Source organism: Pelagerythrobacter marensis (assembly GCF_001028625.1).
Classification (GTDB): domain Bacteria; phylum Pseudomonadota; class Alphaproteobacteria; order Sphingomonadales; family Sphingomonadaceae; genus Pelagerythrobacter; species Pelagerythrobacter marensis.
The window spans coordinates 402,927-423,814 of record NZ_CP011805.1 but is presented as its reverse complement, the minus strand read 5'-3'; the positions used below and the strand labels follow the sequence as shown (position 1 = coordinate 423,814).

At 64.1% G+C, this 20,888-nt stretch carries 23 protein-coding genes; 11 read left to right on the top strand and 12 right to left on the bottom strand.

Annotated features, from left to right (window positions below; all coding sequences use genetic code 11):
• Positions 1–94 precede the first annotated feature (94 nt).
• Positions 95–1,771, top strand: a complete 1,677-nt coding sequence (locus AM2010_RS02010) for an amidohydrolase (protein ID WP_047805651.1) — start codon at positions 95–97, stop codon at positions 1,769–1,771.
• Positions 1,772–1,990: 219 nt separating this feature from the next.
• Entirely contained in the window at positions 1,991–2,224 is a 234-nt protein-coding gene (locus tag AM2010_RS02005) for a hypothetical protein (RefSeq protein WP_047805650.1), read from the top strand.
• A gap of 274 nt (positions 2,225–2,498) precedes the next feature.
• Here the strand turns inward: AM2010_RS02005 and tatC are convergent, their stop codons facing one another.
• The 9 genes from tatC to AM2010_RS01960 form a co-directional block, all read right to left on the bottom strand.
• On the bottom strand, positions 2,499–3,299 hold the full coding sequence (gene tatC, locus AM2010_RS02000) for a twin-arginine translocase subunit TatC (RefSeq protein WP_047805649.1): 801 nt from the start codon (positions 3,297–3,299) through the stop codon (positions 2,499–2,501).
• A gap of 7 nt (positions 3,300–3,306) precedes the next feature.
• Positions 3,307–3,684, bottom strand: coding sequence for a Sec-independent protein translocase protein TatB (gene tatB / locus AM2010_RS01995; protein WP_047805648.1), 378 nt, complete (start codon positions 3,682–3,684; stop codon positions 3,307–3,309).
• A gap of 29 nt (positions 3,685–3,713) precedes the next feature.
• A complete protein-coding gene (tatA, locus tag AM2010_RS01990) occupies positions 3,714–3,965 on the bottom strand; it encodes a twin-arginine translocase TatA/TatE family subunit (RefSeq protein WP_047805647.1) in 252 nt (83 codons plus the stop codon).
• Between the two features lie 75 nt (positions 3,966–4,040).
• Complete coding sequence (gene scpB / locus AM2010_RS01985) at positions 4,041–4,661, bottom strand: SMC-Scp complex subunit ScpB (RefSeq protein ID WP_047805646.1); 621 nt, start codon at positions 4,659–4,661, stop codon at positions 4,041–4,043.
• On the bottom strand, positions 4,658–5,467 hold the full coding sequence (locus AM2010_RS01980) for a segregation and condensation protein A (protein WP_047805645.1): 810 nt from the start codon (positions 5,465–5,467) through the stop codon (positions 4,658–4,660). The genes scpB and AM2010_RS01980 overlap by 4 nt, the downstream gene beginning before the upstream one ends.
• Positions 5,464–6,486, bottom strand: a complete 1,023-nt coding sequence (gene nagZ / locus AM2010_RS01975; RefSeq protein ID WP_047805644.1) for a beta-N-acetylhexosaminidase — start codon at positions 6,484–6,486, stop codon at positions 5,464–5,466. The genes AM2010_RS01980 and nagZ overlap by 4 nt, the downstream gene beginning before the upstream one ends.
• Before the next feature lie 104 nt (positions 6,487–6,590).
• Positions 6,591–7,301: an SPOR domain-containing protein gene (locus tag AM2010_RS01970; protein WP_047807616.1), complete on the bottom strand. Its 711-nt coding sequence runs from the start codon at positions 7,299–7,301 to the stop codon at positions 6,591–6,593.
• Positions 7,302–7,303: 2 nt separating this feature from the next.
• On the bottom strand, positions 7,304–9,061 hold the full coding sequence (argS, locus tag AM2010_RS01965) for an arginine--tRNA ligase (protein WP_047805643.1): 1,758 nt from the start codon (positions 9,059–9,061) through the stop codon (positions 7,304–7,306).
• Positions 9,062–9,131: 70 nt separating this feature from the next.
• Positions 9,132–9,785, bottom strand: coding sequence for a hypothetical protein (locus AM2010_RS01960; protein ID WP_047805642.1), 654 nt, complete (start codon positions 9,783–9,785; stop codon positions 9,132–9,134).
• Between the two features lie 70 nt (positions 9,786–9,855).
• On the opposite strand from AM2010_RS01960, the gene ispH reads away from it, so the two are divergent.
• Genes ispH through rnhA form a run of 3 tightly spaced genes read left to right on the top strand, consistent with a single transcriptional unit; the run spans position 9,856 to position 12,273 of the window.
• Positions 9,856–10,830: a 4-hydroxy-3-methylbut-2-enyl diphosphate reductase gene (gene ispH, locus AM2010_RS01955; RefSeq protein ID WP_047805641.1), complete on the top strand. Its 975-nt coding sequence runs from the start codon at positions 9,856–9,858 to the stop codon at positions 10,828–10,830.
• A 7-nt stretch (positions 10,831–10,837) separates the two neighbouring features.
• Complete coding sequence (thrB, locus tag AM2010_RS01950; protein ID WP_047805640.1) at positions 10,838–11,803, top strand: homoserine kinase; 966 nt, start codon at positions 10,838–10,840, stop codon at positions 11,801–11,803.
• Between the two features lie 20 nt (positions 11,804–11,823).
• Positions 11,824–12,273 carry a ribonuclease HI gene (rnhA, locus tag AM2010_RS01945; protein WP_047807615.1) on the top strand — a complete coding sequence of 150 codons (450 nt, stop codon included), beginning with the start codon at positions 11,824–11,826 and terminating at the stop codon, positions 12,271–12,273.
• Positions 12,274–12,285: 12 nt separating this feature from the next.
• On the opposite strand, the gene AM2010_RS13930 is transcribed toward rnhA, so the two are convergent.
• The 3 genes from AM2010_RS13930 to AM2010_RS01935 form a co-directional block, all read right to left on the bottom strand.
• On the bottom strand, positions 12,286–12,462 hold the full coding sequence (locus tag AM2010_RS13930; protein ID WP_082132772.1) for a YegP family protein: 177 nt from the start codon (positions 12,460–12,462) through the stop codon (positions 12,286–12,288).
• 75 nt (positions 12,463–12,537) lie between these two features.
• Positions 12,538–13,653 carry an NAD(P)/FAD-dependent oxidoreductase gene (locus AM2010_RS01940; protein ID WP_047805639.1) on the bottom strand — a complete coding sequence of 372 codons (1,116 nt, stop codon included), beginning with the start codon at positions 13,651–13,653 and terminating at the stop codon, positions 12,538–12,540.
• Positions 13,643–14,671 (bottom strand): alpha/beta fold hydrolase, encoded by a 1,029-nt coding sequence (locus tag AM2010_RS01935; RefSeq protein WP_082132771.1) that lies wholly within the window; start codon positions 14,669–14,671, stop codon positions 13,643–13,645. The genes AM2010_RS01940 and AM2010_RS01935 overlap by 11 nt, the downstream gene beginning before the upstream one ends.
• 43 nt (positions 14,672–14,714) lie before the next feature.
• Here AM2010_RS01935 and AM2010_RS01930 point away from each other — a divergent pair, with 43 nt between their 5' ends.
• The 6 genes from AM2010_RS01930 to AM2010_RS01905 all read left to right on the top strand — a co-directional run bounded on the left by AM2010_RS01930 (position 14,715) and on the right by AM2010_RS01905 (position 20,880).
• On the top strand, positions 14,715–15,206 hold the full coding sequence (locus AM2010_RS01930) for an A24 family peptidase (RefSeq protein WP_047805638.1): 492 nt from the start codon (positions 14,715–14,717) through the stop codon (positions 15,204–15,206).
• 86 nt (positions 15,207–15,292) lie between these two features.
• Positions 15,293–16,309, top strand: a complete 1,017-nt coding sequence (cpaB, locus tag AM2010_RS01925; protein WP_047805637.1) for a Flp pilus assembly protein CpaB — start codon at positions 15,293–15,295, stop codon at positions 16,307–16,309.
• A gap of 65 nt (positions 16,310–16,374) precedes the next feature.
• On the top strand, positions 16,375–17,904 hold the full coding sequence (locus AM2010_RS01920) for a type II and III secretion system protein family protein (protein WP_082132951.1): 1,530 nt from the start codon (positions 16,375–16,377) through the stop codon (positions 17,902–17,904).
• Positions 17,901–18,563 carry a CpaD family pilus assembly protein gene (locus AM2010_RS01915; RefSeq protein ID WP_338047413.1) on the top strand — a complete coding sequence of 221 codons (663 nt, stop codon included), beginning with the start codon at positions 17,901–17,903 and terminating at the stop codon, positions 18,561–18,563. Before AM2010_RS01920 ends, AM2010_RS01915 begins: the two co-directional genes overlap by 4 nt.
• Before the next feature lie 3 nt (positions 18,564–18,566).
• Entirely contained in the window at positions 18,567–19,841 is a 1,275-nt protein-coding gene (locus tag AM2010_RS01910) for a pilus assembly protein CpaE (protein WP_047805634.1), read from the top strand.
• 67 nt (positions 19,842–19,908) lie between these two features.
• Entirely contained in the window at positions 19,909–20,880 is a 972-nt protein-coding gene (locus tag AM2010_RS01905; protein ID WP_047805633.1) for a type II secretion system F family protein, read from the top strand.
• Positions 20,881–20,888 lie beyond the last annotated feature (8 nt).

Sequence of the window (20,888 nt, the reverse complement as noted above, 5' to 3'; positions counted from 1 at the left end):
TTCGCACGGCCCAGGCATTTGCAACGACGGCCACTTGTCGTAATTGCCGGGCGAACCGGCGGGTCGCCCGGCGGGGTTCATTACAGGAGAGACGATGATCCGCCTTGCCTTCCCCATGTTGCTGATCGCCCTGTGCTGCGGCGGCGCACCGGCCCGCGCGGACACGCTGGTCGATAACATTCAGGGCATCACGATCGATGCGGACGGCGATATCGAAACGTTCACCGGGCTGGTGATCGACGACGACGGCCAAATCAAGGATGTGCTGGACCGGCGCGACAAGCGCCCCCGCGAGATTGATTTTCAGGTGGATGGGGAAGGACGCTTCGTCATTCCCGGGATCATCGATTCGCACCTCCACGTCATGGGCATCGGGCTTGCTGCATTGACGCTGGACCTGTCGGACACCGCTTCGCTGGAAGAGGCGCAGGCGAAGATCGCAGAATATGCCGCGGCGAACCCTGAACGACGGTGGATCGTCGGGCGCGGGTGGAATCAGGAGAAGTGGGGACTTGGCCGCTTTCCAACCGCAGCCGAGCTGGATGCCGTTGTGGCCGACCGGCCGGTCTGGCTGGAACGGGTGGATGGGCACGCCGGTTGGGCCAATAGTGCCGCAATGCGACTGGGCAACGTCGACGAGGCAACGCCCGATCCCAGCGGCGGACGAATCGTCCGGGCTGCGGGCACACGCCAACCCTCCGGTGTGTTCATCGACGCGGCAAGCGAACTGATTGCATCCCACCTGCCGGCCCTGCGCCCCGAAGATCGCGATCTGGCATTCCAGAAAGCGCAGGAAATCCTGCTGCGCAACGGCATCACAGCCGTGGCCGACATGGGGACCACGATCGAAGACTGGCAATCCTATCGCCGCGCCGGCGACGCAGGCTGGCTGAAGATTCGGATCATGGCTTACGCCGCCGGCACGGGCGCAATGGAATTGATCGGCGGCCCGGGGCCCACGCCCTGGCTCTACGACGACAAGCTGCGTCTCAACGGGGTCAAGCTCTATCTGGATGGTGCGCTGGGTTCGCGGGGCGCCTGGCTCAAGCAATCCTACGCCGACGATCCGGGGAATACCGGCTTGCCGCTGCTTACCGGATCGCAGCTTCGCAATCTGATGAGCCGCGCCGCACTCGACAAGTTTCAGGTGGCCGTGCACGCGATCGGGGATGCGGCCAATGCCGAAGTCCTCGGCGCGATCGAGGAACTGGCCCCCACCTACCCCGGCGACCGACGCTGGCGAATCGAACACGGACAAGTTGTCGATCCCGCCGATATTTCCCGATTCGCCCGGCATGGCGTGATCGCATCGATGCAGCCGGTGCATCAGACCTCCGACAGACAGATGGCCGAACAGCGTCTCGGCCCGGCAAGACTGGAAGGCGCCTATGCATGGCGTTCAATCGCCGAGGCCGGCGCGCCCCTGGTCTTTGGGTCGGACGCGCCGGTCGAATCGCCCGATCCGTTCGCAGGGCTCGCCGCGGCGTTTACAAGGCGCGATGCGCAGGGGCAGCCGTTCGGCGGCTGGCGCCCGGCAGAGGCGGTCAGCCGCGAACGGGCGCTGGCCGCATTCACCAGCAGCGGCGCCCATGCCGGATTTGCTGAGGGGCGCTTCGGGCGTCTGGTTGAAGGCGAGCGCGCTGATTTCGTGATAATCGACCGCGATCCCCTGTTGTCCACGCCGGAGGATCTGCGCGGCACGAAAGTCATCGAAACCTGGGTCGGCGGCCAGCGATTCGTCCAGCGCGATATGCCTTCCGGCAACGATTAGTATCCGGCGGTTTCCAGGTTGGTCCGATTCGGTGCGAATAGGAATGCGATTAGCGCTTGTTAACCTTCTTCCGGCAACGCACGGTGCGTGGCGAGACTTTTAAGCCACAGTACCCCGGTTATTGAATATTGCCGGGAATTTTGGGTTGTCACTCGAATTGGGCTGCCCTACGAGAGGCCACGAGTTTCGAAACGATTGAAGTGCTCAGGAGACGTATTGATGAAATTCCGCAACGTTCTTGCCGCAACGGCAGCTCTGTCCCTGGCCGCATCGCCGGCCCTCGCGCAGACGGCTCCGGTCGCTGATCGTGCGTCGGCTCCGGTCGCCAGCGAAAGCGAACTCGGCGGCGACGGCGATGGCTCGGGCATCATCCTCGCCATCCTGGCCGCTGCTGCGGTTATCGCGGGCATCGTGATCGCGGTCGACGGCGACGACGATCCCGTCAGCGCCTGATTCGAACGAATCAGACGACAGTTTAAGAAAACGGGGCCTTTTGGCCCCGTTTTTTTGTGCCCATCGGAAATGCTGGCTCGCGCGAGTTCCAGCCCCCTCATCCCCGCGCTGCCTCTCGGTCGCTGAGGGAGATACACATCAGGCTGATCCGGTCAGCAGGCGCTCCCTGACCATTCCCATCGGGATAGGCGCCGGTTCGCGACCGACCGCGTCACAACCCTGTGATCACGAAACCGCCCGGACAGCTCTCAACCGGCCAGCCAGCACCCGCCGATCAGGTTTCCTGCCCGGCGCTGTCCGGCTCTTCCTCGCTCTCGACAGATCGTTGCCGCTCGGTGATACGCATGAGCGCCAGCGACCCTTCGAACAGCAGGAGCAGCGGGATCGCCAAAATCAGCTGCGACCCCGGGTCGGGCGGCGTCACGACCGCTGAAACCGCGACGACGAGGACGACGACGTAGCGACGCGCCGATGCAAGCTGCGCCCGGCTAACAATACCGGCGCGGTTCAAGAGCAGGAGCAGGACGGGCAGCAGAAAGCTGATTCCGAACGCTAGGATAAACTGCATGACGAGCGAAAGGTAGTTGCCAGTGCCGGGCAACGCCTCGATATCGAGGCCCCCTACTCTCCCCTCGAAACCGAGAAACCAGCGGAAAGCCGTGGGCATGACGACATAGTATGCGAGCGCGGCACCGATCACGAACAGCACCGGGGTCGCGATCAGGAACGGCAGAAACGCGCGCTTTTCACGCGCATAAAGACCTGGCGCAACGAAGGCCCACAACTGGTTGGCAATTATCGGGAAGCTGATGAAGAACGCCGCGAACAAGGCCACTTTCAGCTCCACGAAAAATGCCTCGTAAAGCTGGGTGTAGATCAACCGGCCCTGGCCGTCAGGAAACGCCGCAGTCAGCGGGCGAACGAGAAAGCCGAAGATGTCATCCGCGAAGTAAAGGCAAACCGCGAAGGCCACCCCCAGCGCCGCGACACAGCGCACCAGGCGGGTCCGCAGTTCGATCAGATGATCGAGCAGAGGGGCCTGCGTGTCGTCAAGATCGCGCAAATTCAACGCCATTGCGCCTCTATCCTGCCGGAGGTTTGCCGAGCGGAAGGCCGGGCTGATCGTCGTTCGTGTCCGATTTCAGACTGTCTTCGGATGCATCGCCAGGCTCGGATCGCGACTCTGCCGACGCGGCCCCTTCCTCCAGCGGCTGCATTTCCTGTTGCGGATGCTGGGCCATGATGCGCGCGTTCTGGTCGCGCCACTGCATCTCCATGTCTTCCATTTCCGCCTCGCGCACCATTGCGTCGATTCCCGTGCGGAAATGCGCCGATACGCGGCGAATCTTGCCGATCCAGCGACCTGCGGTGCGCAGCGCGAGCGGCATGTCTTTCGGGCCGATCACGATGATCGCCACGATCGCTATCACGAGAAGTTCGGTTGCGCCGATATCGAACATGGAATCTCAGACGGCGCGCTTCGGCCGTGTCACTTGGCGTTGTCGCGCGTTTCCGCCGGCTTGGCTTCGGATGCGGCGTCAGACGCCGGCTTGGCTTCGTGCGAAGGGCCCTCGATCCGCGGCGCTGGCTTTGCCGCCTGCCCCTCTTCCTCGTTCATGCCCTGCTTGAAGCTTTTGATACCTTTGCCGAAATCTCCCATCATCTCCGAAATGCGCCCCCGCCCGAACAGGACGAGAATCACAAGGGCGATGATGATGAGCTGCCAGGGGCCGAGCGACATGGGGGACCTTTCCGATTGCGTTGGCGCCGATATAGGCGTTCGCCCCGCCTTGCGCCAGCGGCGAACCGCACCGTTTCAGCCTTCCGGCGTGTGCGGGGGCGAAACGCCGGTGTCGTCCCCCTCTTCGTCGGTCGCAACCAGGGCATCGTAAGCCTCGTCCACCGGGTCGAGCAACCCCGCAGCCCGCAGTTCGTCGATCCCCGGCAGGTCGCGTCGCGATTCAAGGCCGAAATGCTGCAGAAAATCGGGCGTGGTCGCGTAGATCACAGGCCGGCCCGGCACCTCGCGCCGTCCCGCGACCCGCACCCACCCTGCCTCCATGAGTACGTCGAGCGTGCCGGAGGATGTTTGCACCCCGCGAATCGATTCGATTTCGGCACGGCTGACCGGCTCGTGATACGCGACGATCGCCAGAACCTCGGTCGCCGCGCGGCTCAGGCGGCGAACCTGTTCGCGCTCTCGCCGCAACAGGTGCGCCAGATCGGGCGCGGTCTGAAAATGCCAGCGTCGCCCGCGTTCGACCAGTTCGATGCCCCGACCGGCGTAGTGCCCGGCCAGCGCACGCAAAGCTGCCCGGATTTCAGCGGGATCGGCGTCCCCCAGATGACCGGCCAGCGCATCAACCGTCATGGGTTCTTCCGCTGCGAACAATGTCGCTTCCACTGCGCGCTGGAGATCGTCCGGCGCAGCGGTCATGACGGCGCTCTGCGCAATCGCAGCGGACCGAACGTCGCCTGCTGATCGATCTCTGCCTTGCCCAGTCGCGCAAGTTCCAATGCGGCGACGAAGCTGGACGCCAGTGCCGAACGTCTGAGACGCGGTTCGGCATGAGGGGGCAGAAAATCGCGCAAGTCCATCCAGTCGAGCGTTACGCCCAGCATGGCGGAAACCCGATCGAGCGCCGATTCGAGCGTCATTACCGGCCGTTCGCGAACCATGTGGATGGCAGGCGCAGTGCGTGCCTTCACCCGGCCATAAGCCTGGACGAGCGAAAACCAGTCGCAAGTCCAGCGCGTCGTCCGATCGATCCGCAGCCCTTCGGGGCGGCTGCGCAGAAACACGTCGCGCCCAATCCGGTCGCGCGCCATCAGCCGCGCCGCCGCCTCACGCATCGCGCCGAGCCGTTGCAGACGCAACTGCAAGCGCAAGGCCAGCTCCTCGGGGCTGGGATCTTCCTGCTCCTCACGCGGTAGCAGCAGCGCCGATTTCAGATAGGCGAGCCAGGCGGCCATCACGAGATAATCGGCCGCCAGTTCCAGCCGCAACGCCTCCGCCTGATCGATATAGTCGAGATACTGATCCACCAGCGACAGGATCGAAATCGAACGCAGATCGACCTTCTGCCTGCGCGCCAGATCGAGCAGGAGATCGAGTGGCCCCTCCCACCCATCAAGCTCGAGATAAAGAGCAGTCTCCTCGTCCTCGCGCGTTCCGGGTGCCTCCCAGCCTCTGTTTTCCGCATCGGAGGGCGGAGCGGCCAGGGTTCCACCCTCCTGCGTCATGCAGTCTGTTCCGTCTGTGCAAGCAGAGCATCGCGCCTGGCGAGAAGCGCGTCCCGCTCGCCGGGATGATCATCGCGGACCGCTGTTCCTTCGAGCGCCCGGGCAAGCCGTTCGTGCCCGGGATCGCCCAGTTCCGGCAGGCGACTGGCAATCGCCACCATGTCATCCATTTTCGCCCAGCAGTTCAGCACTACGTCGCAGCCCGCGGCGATGGCCCGGTCGGCACGTTCCGGCACCGATCCTGCCAGTGCTTCCATGTCGATATCGTCGGTCAGCAACAGCCCCTCGAAACCGATCTGCTTGCGGATCACTTCGCGGATCACGGTCGGGGAAAGCGTGGCTGGATTTTCGCCATCCCAGGCGGTGAACAGCAGATGCCCGGTCATACCCACCGGCGCACCGGCCAACGCGCGGAACGGCGCAAGGTCGGTTTCCAGTTCGGCCGCACTGGCGGTGACGGTGGGCAGTTCCTTGTGCGTGTCGGTGCTCGACCGACCGTGTCCCGGCATGTGCTTTATGCACCCGGCTACTCCGCCCCGCGCGAGCCCGTCCAGGATCGCGCGACCGATCGCCGCGACCTGCATCGGCTCGCGCCCCAGGGCCCGGTCGCCAATCACATCGTGCGCACCTTCCTGCCGTACATCCAGCGGCGGATGACAATCCACGGTGATACCCATTGCGGACAGTTCGAGCGCCATTGCCTCCGCATTGGCCCGGGCGGCCTCTATCGCGCTAGCGGGAGCGATACGATAGAGCCGGTCGAACGCTTCGCCCGGCGGATAATCGCCCCATTCCGGGGGCCGCAGGCGGGCAACCCTTCCCCCTTCCTGATCGATGCAGATGAACAGCCATTCCCGGCCGTGCAATTCGCGCAGGCTGTCGGTCAGCGCGCGCAGCTGATCGCGCGTATCGCAATTTCGCCCGAACAGGATATAACCCGCCGGATCGGCGTCGCGGAAGAAGTCCCGCTCCTCCGCAGCCAGGGAAGTGCCGGACAGTCCGAAAATGGCAGGCGTCATGCGTGGGAAATCGCAGCTATCGCCGTTTATCGCAAGCGGGACACGCGGCACCGATGTGCAAAACGCCGCCGCATTCCCGATTGCACGATGGCGCGGGGATCAGATCAGGGTTTGACCTGGCAGGCCACTCCGTCAGCCTGCAATCGGTCGCACAGTTGACGCGCCGAACCGAGATCGCCGGCTATCGCCTGAAGACGATAGACCTTTCCGATATCCGCCTGCCCTTCGACAACGCGATGGCGCACTCCATTGAGGGCATCGGTCTGCCGGGTCAGCGTGGCCCAACCGCGCTGCGCGGTTTCCCGGCTGGAGAACGCCCCGACTTGCACCCCGACACCTGATGAGGCGCTGTCCGCATCGGCACCGTCATCGGTATCGCCGGCAGAAGATTGCGCGGAGGATTGCGATGCATTGTCCGCGGCCAGCCTTGCTTCGCGCGTTTCACCTTCGCCAGTCGCAGGTGCGACATCACCGGTCCCTTCGGCAATGCGGCCGCCGGGTTCGTCAGGCTTTTCCTTGTAAGGCTCCTGCGGAGCTTCGATCGTGCTGCCATCGGCGACGACGTCTCCGCCTGCATCGCGATTGAGCAGATACCAGCCCCCGCCCAGCACCGCCGCCAGGGCCAGCAGGGCGATCAGGACGAAACCGACGATGCGACCGGTATCGACGCCCGGCTCCTCATCCTCGTAATCGGCGGATTCGAGCCAGGGCAAGCGCTCGTCTTCGTCGAGTTCGAGACGACCGTTGTCGTCGGCTTCCGCCCACTCTTCGTTTACAGGCTCGTCGCCTTCGTAATCCCCGTCGCGGCCCGCCATGATCACATCTCCTCCACAGCCTCCACCCCAAGCAGGGCAAGGCCATTGCGCACTACCTGCCCGATCTGCGCGGCCAGGAAAAGCCTCGCGGCAGTCAGTTCGGCGTCCTGTGCCACGATGAAGCGTTTTGACGGATCGTCGTTCCCCAGGTTCCAGTAGGCATGGAATGCCGCCGCAAGGTCGTAGAGGAAGAAGGCGATCCTATGCGCTTCGCGCGCCTGCGCAGCCGCTTCCACCACACGTGGGAATTGCGCGGCCTGCTTGATCAGCGACAGCTCTTCACTGCCCAGGCGTTCGACTGCGGCGGCCGACGGCTCGATATTCTCCGCTGCACCCTTGCGCAGGGTCGAGCTGATTCGCGCATGGGCGTACTGCACGTAGAAAACGGGATTGTCCTTCGACGCTTCCACCACTTTGGCGAAATCGAAATCCATCTGCGCTTCGGGCTTGCGCGTCAGCATGGTGAAGCGGACCACGTCCTTGCCCACTTCGCGCACGACATCCGCCAGGGTGACGAAAGTTCCGCTGCGTTTCGACATCTTGACCGGTTGGCCGCCGCGCAGCAGCTGAACCATCTGGACCAGCTTCACATCGAACGGGATTGGCTGGCCGCCTTCCTCGCTCTGGTCTTCGCTCAGGGCGGCGACGGCAGCCTTGATCCGTTTGACCGTGCCGGCGTGATCGGCACCCCAGATGTCGATCAGCGCATCGGCGGTTTCCGCCTTCTGCATATGATAGGCGAGGTCGGCCCCGAAATAGGTCCATTTGCCGTCGCTCTTGCGAATGGGCCGGTCCTGATCGTCGCCGAACCGGGTCGAACGGAACAGCGGCAGCTCGACCGCTTCCCAATCCTCCAGCGTCTTGCCTTTGGGCGCCTCCAGCAGGCCATCGTACACCAGATCGTGCTGGCGCAGCCACGCCTCGGCCGCCTCGGGCTTGCCTGCCCGCTGCAGCTCGGCTTCGGAAGAGAAAACGTCGTGATGGATGCCCAGCAACGCCAGATCCTCGCGGATCAAACCCATCATTGCTGCGACGGCACGTTCGCGGAACAGGGCGAGCCATTCCGCTTCTGGCTGATCGCGATAGGTGTCGCCGAATTCGGTGGCGAGCGCTTCGCCCACAGGCTTCAGGTAATCGCCGGGATAGAGCCCCTCGGGGATGGTTCCGATATCCTCGCCCAACGCCTCACGATACCGCAAGTGCACCGAACGGGCGAGAACGTCGACCTGGCCGCCAGCGTCGTTGACGTAGTATTCCCGCGTCACCGCATGGCCGGCAAACTCCAGCAGAGCGGCGAGTGCGTCGCCCACCACTGCGCCGCGGCAATGCCCCATGTGCATCGGGCCGGTCGGATTGGCAGAGACGTATTCGATGTTGACCCGCTGCCCCTGCCCCAGGGTCGAACGGCCATAATCGCTGCCGAGCTGCGCGATTGCGCCCAGTTCGCGGCGCCATGCGGCATCGTCCAGCCGCATGTTGATAAAGCCCGGACCGGCAATTTCCGCGCTTTCGATCTCCGCATCGCGCTGCAGATGTTCGACGATCTTTTCCGCCAGAGCGCGGGGGTTGGTCGCGGCATGTTTCGCCAGGACCATTGCTGCGTTCGTGGCCAGATCGCCATGGCTGGCATCACGGGGAGGTTCGACGGCGACATTTGCGCGAGAGATACCGGCCGGCAACGCGCCTTCGGCCTCGAGCGCGGCGAGCACGGCATCAACTTTCGCCGCGAATGCAGCGTGGAGGGTCTTTCTATCGGACATGGCCGGGGCGGTTAGACGAAATGGGACAAAGCGCAAGCATACGCCGCCCCTGTCGCAGGCCGCGCCGGGTTCAGCGAGTGGCGTTATACGCCAGCTGTTCCTCTGTAAGCTGGAAGCCGACGAGCAATTCGAACGTGGCGCGATTCAGCGCGGCACGCACTTCCGGGTTCGCCAGAGGATCGAGCGCGGCATCGGGATCGCCTGCCCGGCGGCGACGGGTGATCCGTTCGCGAATATCCTCGGGCAATGTCGCCGCGCCGCGATCGACGAAAGCGCCGGCCACGCCGCGCCCCTGCGCGCGTTCCTGCCCCGCGGCGAAATCTATCACCACGGTGCCCAGCCGCTTCGACTGGACCGCAGAACCGCCGCGCAGAACCGTTGCGAAATAGGGCAGTTCGACCCGGCGTGCCTCGCGCGTGTCGCTACGCCGGGCGAGAACGTCGAACGTCGCCTCGGCATAAATCCGCTCCGCCCCCTGCTCGTTGCAGCTCGAACGAAGATTCGTGATGGAGGCGGTGACATCGACATCGGTGGCCGCGCGGCTGCCCGGTGCACGGAAAGTGGTGATGTCGCCGGTATAGTCGGGAACGCCGACTGCGGGGCACGGCGTGCGGACGGCGGTGATACCCACCCCCTGGTCGATGACGAGATCACCCTCCCCCGCACAGGCCGCCAGTGCTGCGGCAAGAGCGACGGGGGCAAGGGCGCGGCGGCTCGGGATCATGCAAGGCTTCCTTCGAATTCCATTGAGGCCGCCCTAGCGGCGCGAGCGGCAAAGCGCTAGAGGCGCGGACATGAATGCCCCATTGCAGCCACCCGCACACGCGGACCAGCGCCCTGCGCTGACCCTGCTGATCGCCGCGCCACGCGGATTTTGCGCCGGCGTGGACCGGGCGATCGAGATCGTGGAACGCGCCCTCGATCGCTATGGCCCGCCCGTCTATGTGCGGCACGAGATCGTTCACAACCGCTATGTCGTCGACAGTCTGAAGGCCAAAGGCGCGGTGTTCGTGGAAGAACTGGACGCAGTGCCCGATGGCGCGCCGGTGGTGTTCAGCGCGCACGGCGTGCCCAAGGCCGTGCCGGCGGAAGCCGAACGGCGCGGGCTCGATTATCTGGACGCGACCTGCCCGCTGGTCAGCAAAGTCCACCGCCAGGCCGAACGCCAGATCGAGGCGGGCCGGCATATCGTCTTCATCGGGCACAAGGGGCATCCGGAAGTCATCGGCACGATGGGGCAGGTCCCCGCAGGCACGATGACGTTGGTTGAAACGCTGGACGACGTGGAGACCCTGGGCTTCTCGCAGGACGAACCGCTGGCCTATCTGACGCAGACCACTCTTTCGGTCGAGGATACGCGCAGCATCGTCGCCGCGCTCAAGGATCGCTATCCGAGCATCGTTGGCCCCCGGGCGGAAGACATCTGCTACGCCACCTCCAACCGTCAGGCCTCCGTCAAGGCCATAGCGCCGAGCAGCGATCTGGTGCTGGTGATCGGGGCGCCCAATTCGTCGAACTCGCTCCGGCTCGTCGAAGTGGCCGAGCGATGCGGCACCGATGCGAAGCTGATCCAGCGCGCCAGCGACATTCGGCCCGAATGGCTGGATGGCGTGGGCACGGTCGGCCTGACGGCAGGTGCCTCAGCACCGGAAACGCTCGTTCGCGAAGTCGTGGACCAACTTGCCCAATGGCGCAGTGTGGAAGAACACACGCAGGTTACCGCCGAAGAGAAGATGGTGTTCAAACTGCCACGGCAACTGGCGGACTGAGCCTTCGATGGCGGTTTACACACACCTGGGTGCCGAAGATCTCGCCGATCTCATCTCCCATTACGATGTCGGTACGCTCGTTTCCGCCAAAGGTATCGCTGAAGGTGTTTCCAACAGCAACTGGCTGATCGAAACAGATCGCGCGCGCTATATCCTGACGATGTACGAACGGCGGATCGAGCTGGACGATCTGCCCTTCTTCCTCGGGCTTCTCGACCATCTTTCCGCCGCGGGGTGCCCGGTCCCACGAACGATCCATGATCGCGAGGGGCGCGGCTGGCGGGACTATGATGGCAAGGCCATCGCGCTGATCGAGTTCCTTCCCGGCGTATCGGTCGACCGGCCAACGCCGGGACAGGCCCATGCCGTTGGTGCCGCACTGGCGGAACTGCATCACGCATCGGCCGATTACCCGGGTTCGCGCAGCAACGATTTGCGGCCGCGTGACTGGCGGGATCTGTTCGGCCGTTGCGGTCAGGACCTCACCAGCATCGATCCGCGCCTTTCGGGCCTGATCGACCGGCATATGCCCGACTTGCTGGAACATTGGCCGGAAGATTTGCCTCGAACCGTGATTCACGCCGACCTGTTTCCCGACAATGTCCTGATGCTGGGCGACCGGGTGGGCGGATTGATCGATTTCTATTTCGCCTGCAACGATTTTGCCGCCTACGATGTGGCCGTCACTCACGCAGCCTGGTCCTTCGATGCTTCCGGTGCGCACTATCGCCAGGATGTGGGCAGCGCCCTGATCGCAGGATACGAAAGCGCGCGGCCGCTTTCACCTGCGGAACGCGCGGCCCTGCCCTTGCTGGCGCGCGGCGCCGCAATGCGATTCGCCGCCACGCGTGCGTTCGACTGGCTTCACACCCCGGATGATGCCTTGGTCACACGCAAGGACCCGATGGATTTTGCGCGCCGGCTGGAATTTTATGCCGAAGCGGGCGACGCGCCCTTTGCCCCGGCGACATAAGGCGGCAACAGGCAATGGATATGAAGCAGGTCGAAATTTTCACCGACGGCGCGTGCAAGGGCAACCCCGGCCCCGGAGGCTGGGCGGCGTTGTTGCGTCTGGGCCGGCACGAGAAGGAACTGGCCGGCGCCGAAAGCGACACGACCAACAACCGGATGGAATTGACCGCCGCCATACGCGGGCTCGACGCGTTGACCGAGCCTTGCCGCGTGACGCTCTATTCCGACAGCAAGTACGTGCTCGACGGCATCACGAAATGGGTTGCCGGGTGGCAGCGCCGAGGGTGGACGAACGCTAGCAAGAAGCCCGTTCGCAACGCCGATCTGTGGCACGAACTGATCGACGCCGCGGCGCGCCACGAGATGACCTGGCGCTGGGTGAAAGGCCACAACGGCCATCCTGAAAACGAACGAGTGGACCGCCTCGCCAGTGACGAGGCGGACCGTATCGCTCGTGAAAAGGCGGGCTAGCCCGCCAGGGGATCAGCTTTCGTCGACAGTTTCCGCGTCGGGGCCGTTCGTCTTGACCGATTCGATCGCATTCTTGGCGCTGGCCTTGCTCGAATAGCCTTCGGTCCAGAAAATCGGTTCCGAATTGTACATGAAGTAGGCGACGAATTCGCCGGCCTTGTTCTTCTTGATCTTGAAGTGGTGAGCCATCGTGAAAACTCCTCCCGGAAGGTGAAAACCGGGGGCACCCTAACAAATGTCAGTCCGATTGCCAGCCGCGTCCGATCAGGAAAATCGGCCGGGCGCGTAAAGTTTCGTATCGAGCGTGGCGGTCATGGCATCGCGCTCATGCCCGAGCAGCAGTTGCGCCCCCAATCGCGCCGCCGCGGGCGAGGTCTGGATGCCGAACCCGCCCTGTCCGGCGAACCAGAAGAAGGCGTCGTCTGCCGGGTCGAAGCCATAGATCGGCCGGCGATCGGGGGCAAAACTTCGCAACCCGGCCCACTTGCGTTCGACAGCCTGGATCCGCCAGTCGACCACGCTTTCCAGACTGGCGATCGCCTGGGCCACAGGCAATTCGTCGGCCGCCGTGTCGCAGGGCGGTGAGGGTGTTTCATCCTGCGGGCTGAGCCAGAGCCGCCCGCTCTCCGGCTTGAAGTAGAAAGCCCCCGAAATATCCAGAACCAGCGGGAGGTCTTCTGCCACCGGCGGGTCGACCCGCAATTGCGCGACCGTGCGCTGTAGCGGTGAAATGCCGAGCGGGGCGATGTCCGCCAGTGCCGCAACCTCGTCCGCCCATGCACCTGCCGCGTTGACCAGGATCGCCGCTCCGAACCGGTCCCCGCGTTCGGTCGCGATCGACCATCCGGCAGCACCTCGTGCCGCTTCCGTGACGCGAGAGCGGACTTCTAGCTGCCCGCCGGCCTTGCTGAACGCGGCGAGATAGTGAGCGTGAAGGCCGGCCACGTCGATATCGGCACATGCTTCTTCCCAAATCCCCTCTACCCATTCGGGGTGGAGCCCGGGAACGAGCGCTTCCAGCCGCGACCTGTCGAGCCGCTCCAGCGTGGCGCCGCTATCGGTGAAACGCTCCATAAACGCATCCAGCGCCGCAGTGTCTCCGGTCGTTCCGATATACAGCGCGCCGCGCGGGGCGAGGAAGCCGTTCTCTCGCAGATAGGGCCCGGATGCGAGCGTGAGAGGGACGATGCCCTGCCCGCCGTAACATTCTTCCCAGAATGCAGCCGATCGCCCGGTTGCGTGATAGCCGGGACGGTCTTCACCCTCCAGCATCAGAACCCGGGCGTGGGGAGCCAGCTCGGCGGCGAGGCTTGCCCCGGCCATGCCGGCGCCGATCACGGCAATATCGAACTGCTCCGCCAAACCCCAGCTATCCTTCATCTTGACCGGAACCGGCTGCGCGATCGAGGAAGCTCGCGATAGCGGCCATCGCCCGATCGCGCACCGGATCGACTTCGCGCAGAATCTCGTGCCGTGCTTCGTCGCCGAACTTCAGCAGTTCCCCCGCCGGCAGCCGGCGTGCAGCCGCTTCGATCGCAATCATGTCGACCAGCTTGTCGTTGGAGGTTCCGAGAAGGAGAATGGGCACGCGAATAGCTTCCAGGACATCCGGCCGGTCGAGCGACCGCATCGATTCGTAGGCGCGCTCCACCCATCCCCAGCTGCCCGGCCCCATGACCAGCTCCGGCCGGTTCTCCCGCCACCACAGCTCGTCCTGATATCGCTCCTCGTCATGGGTCAGCAGATTGATCCGCGTGACGGGCACTTCCCCCGGTTTTTCGCTCCATTTCCATGCAGGGCGGGCAGGGTCGCCGAAACGCTTCATCGTATCGGCGATACGGTGCATCCAGCTAACCGGCAGAACGCTGCCGTAAAAGCCGAGCATCGGAGCGGACAGGACCGCAGCGTCGGGATCGACCCGCTGTTCGGCCATTGCGCGCAGAACCAGATGCCCGCCCATCGAATGGCCCATCAGGATGTGGGGCGCCGGGGTCTGCGCCTTCCAGCTCTGCCAAAGATGCGCGACGTCATCGACCCACAGGGCAAAATCGTCGATGTGACCCGTCACCCGATCGTTGCCCAGCCGGCCGGAACCCGCCTGTCCGCGCCAGTCAGAGGCGGTCACGCGCCATCCCGCGCGATGCCATTGCTCCAGCGATTCCAGATACTTTTCGTAACAGTCGCCGCGCCCGGGCAGGAACAGGATCGATCCGCGCGGTGTCTCGCCGGCACCGGGCCAGTCGATCCGGCGAATGGGGTGCGCGTCCGGTGTCTCCCAGCTGCTTTCCACCGCATGCGAAGGAATCGCCCGGCGATCGATCCGGCCGGGGTCCGGCTGGGATTGCTCGGTGGAACTGATGTCCGCTCTCCTGGACGTGGTTACCGTTTGGTAAGCCATTAACTTTAATATCGAAGCCCCAGGGGGAAATTCGGGGGTTCCGATGCCGGAAGGCCAATTCCACTACGTACTGCTCGCAGGCTTGGCAATCGCACTGGTCATTGCCGCGTTCACCGATATCCGGCGGCGCCAGATCGACAATTGGCTGACGCTTTCCATCGCGCTGGGTGCACCGCTTTTCTGGTGGGCCAGCGGCGTCTCGCTCTGGCCCGACATGGCCATGCAACTGGGCGTTGCGCTCGCCGTGTTCGGCGTGCTCGCCGGGCTGTTCGCACTGGGGTGGATGGGTGGCGGCGACGTCAAGCTGCTGACCGCGCTCGCGCTGTGGATCGAGCCGGGCATCTTCATGCAGCTGCTGATCGTGATGGCTCTGGCCGGCGGTTTGCTGACTGTGGTGCTGGGCGCCTGGCACGTCATGCGACGCCAGCGCGACCGGCTTGCCGTGCCTTACGGCGTCGCAATTTCGTTCGGCGGTCTGTGGGTTCTTTGCACCCATTATCTGCCATCTGCCGGAATCCCGCCAATTTCGGGGTGAACCCGATTTTAACCAGTCGGCCTCTAGAGCCGGAAACCATATCCGCTCGCATCGGTCGCGGGCAATACGAGGGGGCTTGTTAAGCCATGGACAGGAAGAAGCTGGTTCTGCTGCTCGGTGCGCTGGTGATCGCGATCGCCACGGCACTTGCGGCCCGCAGCATGTTTGCCGGGGCCTCCGCGCCGCGTGCCGAGGCGGCGGCGCCGGTTCCGCAAGGACCCAAAGTGCTCGTCGCGCAGCGTGCGTTGCCGACGGGCACGATCATTACCGCCGATGCGCTCGGCTTCCAGATGTGGCCCGAAGAGCTGGTGCAGGACGCCTACTTTCTCGATGGCGAATCGGACATGTCCGAATTGCTCGGGACTGTCGTGCGCCATCCCATCACTGCGGGTGAGCCGGTAACGCAAGGCTCGCTCGTCAGCCCCGGCGACAGCGGCTTCCTCGCCGCCGCGCTGGGTCCGGGGATGCGGGCCGTGACGGTGCCGGTTTCGGCCAAGACCGGCGTTGCCGGCTTTGTCTTCCCGGGCGACCGGGTGGACCTCGTGCTGACCCAGGCGGTGAAGGGCGAAGACGGCCAGTCGCTGAAAGCCTCCGAAACCATCCTGCGCAACCTGCGGGTTCTCGCAACCGATCAGTCGACGACCCAGGATACGGTCGACGGCAAGACGGTGGTGCGCGCCTTCCGCACGGTCACGCTGGAAGTGACGCCGAAGATTGCCGAGAAAGTCGCCGTTGCACAGACCATCGGAACGCTGAGCCTGTCGCTGCGCGCCATCGCCGACAGCCAGTCCGAACTCGAACGTGCGATCGCAGCCGGCGACATCAAGGTGCCGGACGACGCCACCCCCGAACAGGAAGAGAAGCTGCTGCGCGAAGCAATGGCGCGGCCGATCGACCAGGGCGCCAGCTTCGTGACCGGCGGCGATGTGTCGCGCTTCCAGCGCTCGAGCATGCCGGCAACCCGGTCCAGCGCGCCCAGCACAGCGCCTGCGCCTCGCGGTTCCAGCGACAGCTATTCCACCAATGCCCCTGCCCCCAGCGGCCCCGTCGTTCGGGTGACGCGCGGCAAGGACACCGTCGAAGTTCCGGTCGGGAAGAAATGAACATGCGCCTGAATCGCACACATTCCCCCTGCCGCGAGCGCGGCGGGCAATCGAAAGGCAAACCTATGGAACGCCGCCTTCTCGCAGCCGCACTGTGCGCAGGGGTAACGCTGGCACCGCTTGGTGCATTGCACGCCCCCGCTGCCAGCGCCCAGACAGTCGCCAGGCCGACCCAGAACATCGTTCTGTCGATCGGTCGGGGCGAATTGATCAATGTCCCCGGATCGATGGCCGACATTTTCGTGGCCAATGAATCGGTGGCTGACGTGCAGGTCAAATCGCAGCGTCAGCTCTATGTCTTCGGCAAGGCAGGCGGCGAGACGACGATCTACGCCAGCAACGCAGCGGGCGACATCATCTGGTCGGCAAATGTCCGGGTGGGTTCGAACATCGACAGCATCCCGCAGATGCTGACCCTGGCAATGCCCGAAGCGCAGATCTCCGTCGCGACGATGGGTGCCAATACCGTGCTGCTTACCGGCACTGTAGCAGCCCCTGAAGATGCGGCCGAAGCGGAACGCCTGGTTCAGGCATTCGTCGGCGACGAAATGAACGTCATCAGCCGGCTGAAGATGGCGACGCCGCTTCAGGTCAACCTGCAAGTCCGGTTCGCCGAAGTCAGTCGATCGCTGGTGCGGGCCATTGGTGCCAATCTGGCATCGTTCGACGGGTCGAGCGGGTTCAAGTTTGGCGTCGCTACCGGTCGTTCGCCGTTCCCGCAGTACGCCCCCGGCGGCGGCGTTTTCTCCGGCGTGACCGAGGCGACCGAAGGCACGACCGTGGTGACGGGGATCGAAGGCGGGACGACGCTTTCGGGGTTCGGCAAGTTTCTCGGCCTCGATCTGGCCGGCGCTCTCGACCTTGCGGAACGCAACGGTCTGCTGACCACCCTGTCGCAACCGAACCTTACCGCACTGTCGGGCGAGACGGCCGATTTTCTTGCCGGCGGGGAATTTCCCATTCCGATCAGCCAGGGCCTTGGCACCACGTCGGTGGAGTACCGCAAGTTCGGCGTGAGCCTGGCCTACACGCCGACGGTTCTGGCCAATGGCCGGATTTCCATCCGCGTGCGGCCAGAGGTGTCCGAGCTGTCGAGCCAGGGCGCGGTGACGCTGGAAGGCTTCCAGATCCCGGCGCTGACGATCCGCCGCGCGGAAACGACGGTCGAACTGGGATCGGGCCAGAGCTTCATGATTGCCGGTCTGATGAGCAACAATGCCCAGAGCACGATCGACAAGGCACCTGGCATTGGCGACGTGCCGATCCTCGGCAACCTGTTCCGCTCGCGTCAGTTCCGCAAGGGCGAGACCGAGCTGGTCATCGTCGTGACACCATACCTGGTGACTCCGGTCGACGCCAAGGACATCCGCTTGCCGACCGACGGCTTCCACGCCCCCAATGAGGCCGCCGGCCTGTTCGGGTTCCAGGAAAACGCCGGGGTGAGCGGAGAACGCAGGCCTGCCCCCACGACTGTCGATCGCGATGCGCCTCAACCGGAGGTGTCGCGTATCGATCCGCAGGCAGTGCTTCCGGGTTCGGCGGGGTCCCAGCGGCGCGACCGTGGAAATGCAGCTCCCGGCTTTAGCCTGAAGTGAGAAAGGTGAACACCATGCCCAAGGCAATCAATCGCAAATTCGCCGGCGCGCTCGCCATCTCGCTTGGCCTGTCTCTGGCAGCCTGCGGCGGCATGCCGCAGAACGCCAGCCTCTATTCGACCAAGCAGCCCGTGGTGGAGCGCACCAATTACACGCTCGACGTTCAGGCAAGCGCGGGCGGTCTTCCGATCTCCGAACAGCAGCGCCTGTCCGACTGGTTCAAGACGGTGGATCTGCGTTACGGCGATCGGGTCGCCATCGACGATGTCGCCGTCAGCGACGCAACGCGCGAAGCCATCGCGAAACTGGCGGGTCGTCACGGTATCCTGCTGAGCGAAGGTGCGCCGGTTACAGTCGGTTTCGTTCAGCCCGGCACAGTGCGGGTCGTGGTGACACGATCGGTTGCGGAAGTGCCTGGATGCCCCGACTGGTCCGCCAAGTCGGATATGAACTACAGCAACGGCACGCACCCCAATTACGGCTGCGCTGTCAACAGCAACATGGCCGCAATGGTCGCCAACCCGGAAGACCTGATCAGCGGACAATCCGGGACAGGCGAAACCGTGGTCATGAGTGCGAGCAAAGCGATCACCAGCTACCGCGAGCAGACACCGACCGGCGCAGGTGCCCTGTCTTCGTCGGGCACCGGAGGAAACTGAGCCATGAACGCACCTTGGAAACCCAGCGGAAACCGCGATCCGTTCGCCGCTTTCATGTGCGACGAGGCCGCGCTCGACGTGTTGCGCCCGGTTGTCGTCGAAATGGGCTGGCAGACGGAAAAGTGCGCCCGTGGCGGGCTGCGCAACGCCGTTCAGTCGCTTTCTGTCGCGGCGAGCCCCAACATCCTGATGGTCGATCTGTCCGAAAGCGGCGATCCGCTTAACGACATCAATGCCCTGGCCGAAGTGTGCGAGCCGGGCACCGTCGTGATTGCCATCGGTCAGGTGAACGACGTGCGGCTTTACCGCGACCTGCTTGCCAGCGGTATTCACGATTATCTGCTCAAACCCCTGTCCGCCGGCCAGCTTCGCGATTCCCTCAATCAGGCTCAGGCGGTGTTCGCCGCCCCCCGTACGAGCGATCCGACGACAGCAAAACGGCACATTTCGACGGCCGTTGTCGGCACACGTGGCGGCGTTGGTGCATCGACTCTGTCGACTTCGCTCGCCTGGCTCTTCAGCACAGATCACGACCTGCCGACCGCGTTGCTCGATCTGGACGTACATTTCGGAACCGGCGCGCTGGCGCTGGATCTCGAACCCGGCCGGGGCCTGACCGACGCGATCGATAACCCGAGCCGGATCGACGGTCTGTTTATCGAGCGGGCAATGATCCGCGCGAACGACAATCTCGCCATTCTGTCGGCAGAAGCGCCGATCAATGCGCCCCTGATGACAGACGGCTCGGCATTCGTGCAACTGGAGGAGGAATTCCGCCAGGCATTCGAAATGACCGTGATCGATCTGCCGCGCAACATGCTGATCAATTTCCCGCACCTGCTGGCGGAAGTGAACGTCGTGGTTCTTGCGACGGAAATGACGCTTGCATCGGCGCGCGACACGATCCGCATCCTCTCGTGGCTGAAGACCAACGCGGCGCACGTTCAAACGGTCGTCGTGGCAAACAAGGTTCAGCCCGGTGCGACCGAAATCAGCAAGGCCGACTTCGAAGCTTCGATAGAGCGCGCGCTCGATTTCACCGTGCCCTTCGATCTGAAGAGCGCCGCCAATGCAGCCAAGCTGGGTCAGACATTCGTGGAGGCGAACCGGTCGAGCAAGGCCAGTGCGGCTCTGCGGCAGGTGGCCGATCGGGTGATCGGCGCCAGCGACGAAGCGGAAATGGACGACGAACCAGCCAAGAAATCGCTGCTCGGCAGTCTCGCTCTCAAATCCCTTCTCGCCAAGAAGGGCAAGAAGGTCGCGGCCCCGGCCGATTGATTTGCGAAGAACCGTCGGTCGCACGCGCTATCGCTAGCGGCCGGCAGGGGAAAGGCAGGATACGCGCATGAATATCATCCAGCTTCTGCTGGTCGGATGCGGGATCATGGCCCTGATGGTCATCGGCTACATGCTGGTGGCGGGCCCTTCCGCCGCAAAAGAGTCGCAGCGGCGCATTGATGCCCTGCGCTACCGCCATTCCGACAGCACCGATGCCAAGATGGAATCGCAGCTGAAGAAGGCAATCGCTTCGCGAAAGCCGACCGTTCACAAGCTGGCCGGGTCTTCCTCCCGGATCGACGCGCTCGCCCTGCGGCTCGATCGCACGGGCAAGAAATGGACGGTTACCCAGTATTTCTACACCTCGCTGGGGCTGGCGCTGGGCGTTGCGGTGATCGTCTACCTTCGGTCCGGCGCGCCTGTGCTTTCGCTCGGTCTGGGCCTGCTGCTCGGCGCGGGTATTCCCCACCTCGCCGTGGGTCATTTGATCAAGAAGCGTACCAATGCGTTCAACGCGCGTTTCCCCGATGCCATCGAACTGCTCGTTCGCGGCTTGCGTTCCGGCCTGCCGGTGACCGAAACCCTGCAGGTTGTGGCACAGGAAGTGCCCGGCCCGGTCGGGATCGAATTCAAGGGCGTTGTCGAACGGATCAAGATCGGCCGGTCGATGGAAGAGGCATTGCAGGAAACCGCGGATCGTCTGGCGATCGCGGAATTCAACTTCTTCTGCATTGCGCTGGCGATCCAGCGCGAAACGGGCGGCAACCTGGCCGAAACGCTGTCGAACCTTGCCGACGTTCTGCGCAAGCGTTCCCAGATGAAGCTCAAGATCCGCGCGATGAGCTCGGAATCGAAAGCTTCGGCCTATATCGTCGGCGCGTTGCCGTTCCTTGTCTTCGGCATGATCTGGTGGATCAATCCCGAATATGTCGGAGGCTTCTTCGAAGACGAGCGGCTGATCGTTACCGGTCTGGGCGGTCTGGTGTGGATGTCCATCGGCGGCTTCATCATGGCCAAGATGGTCAGCTTCGAGATCTGAGCGAGGAC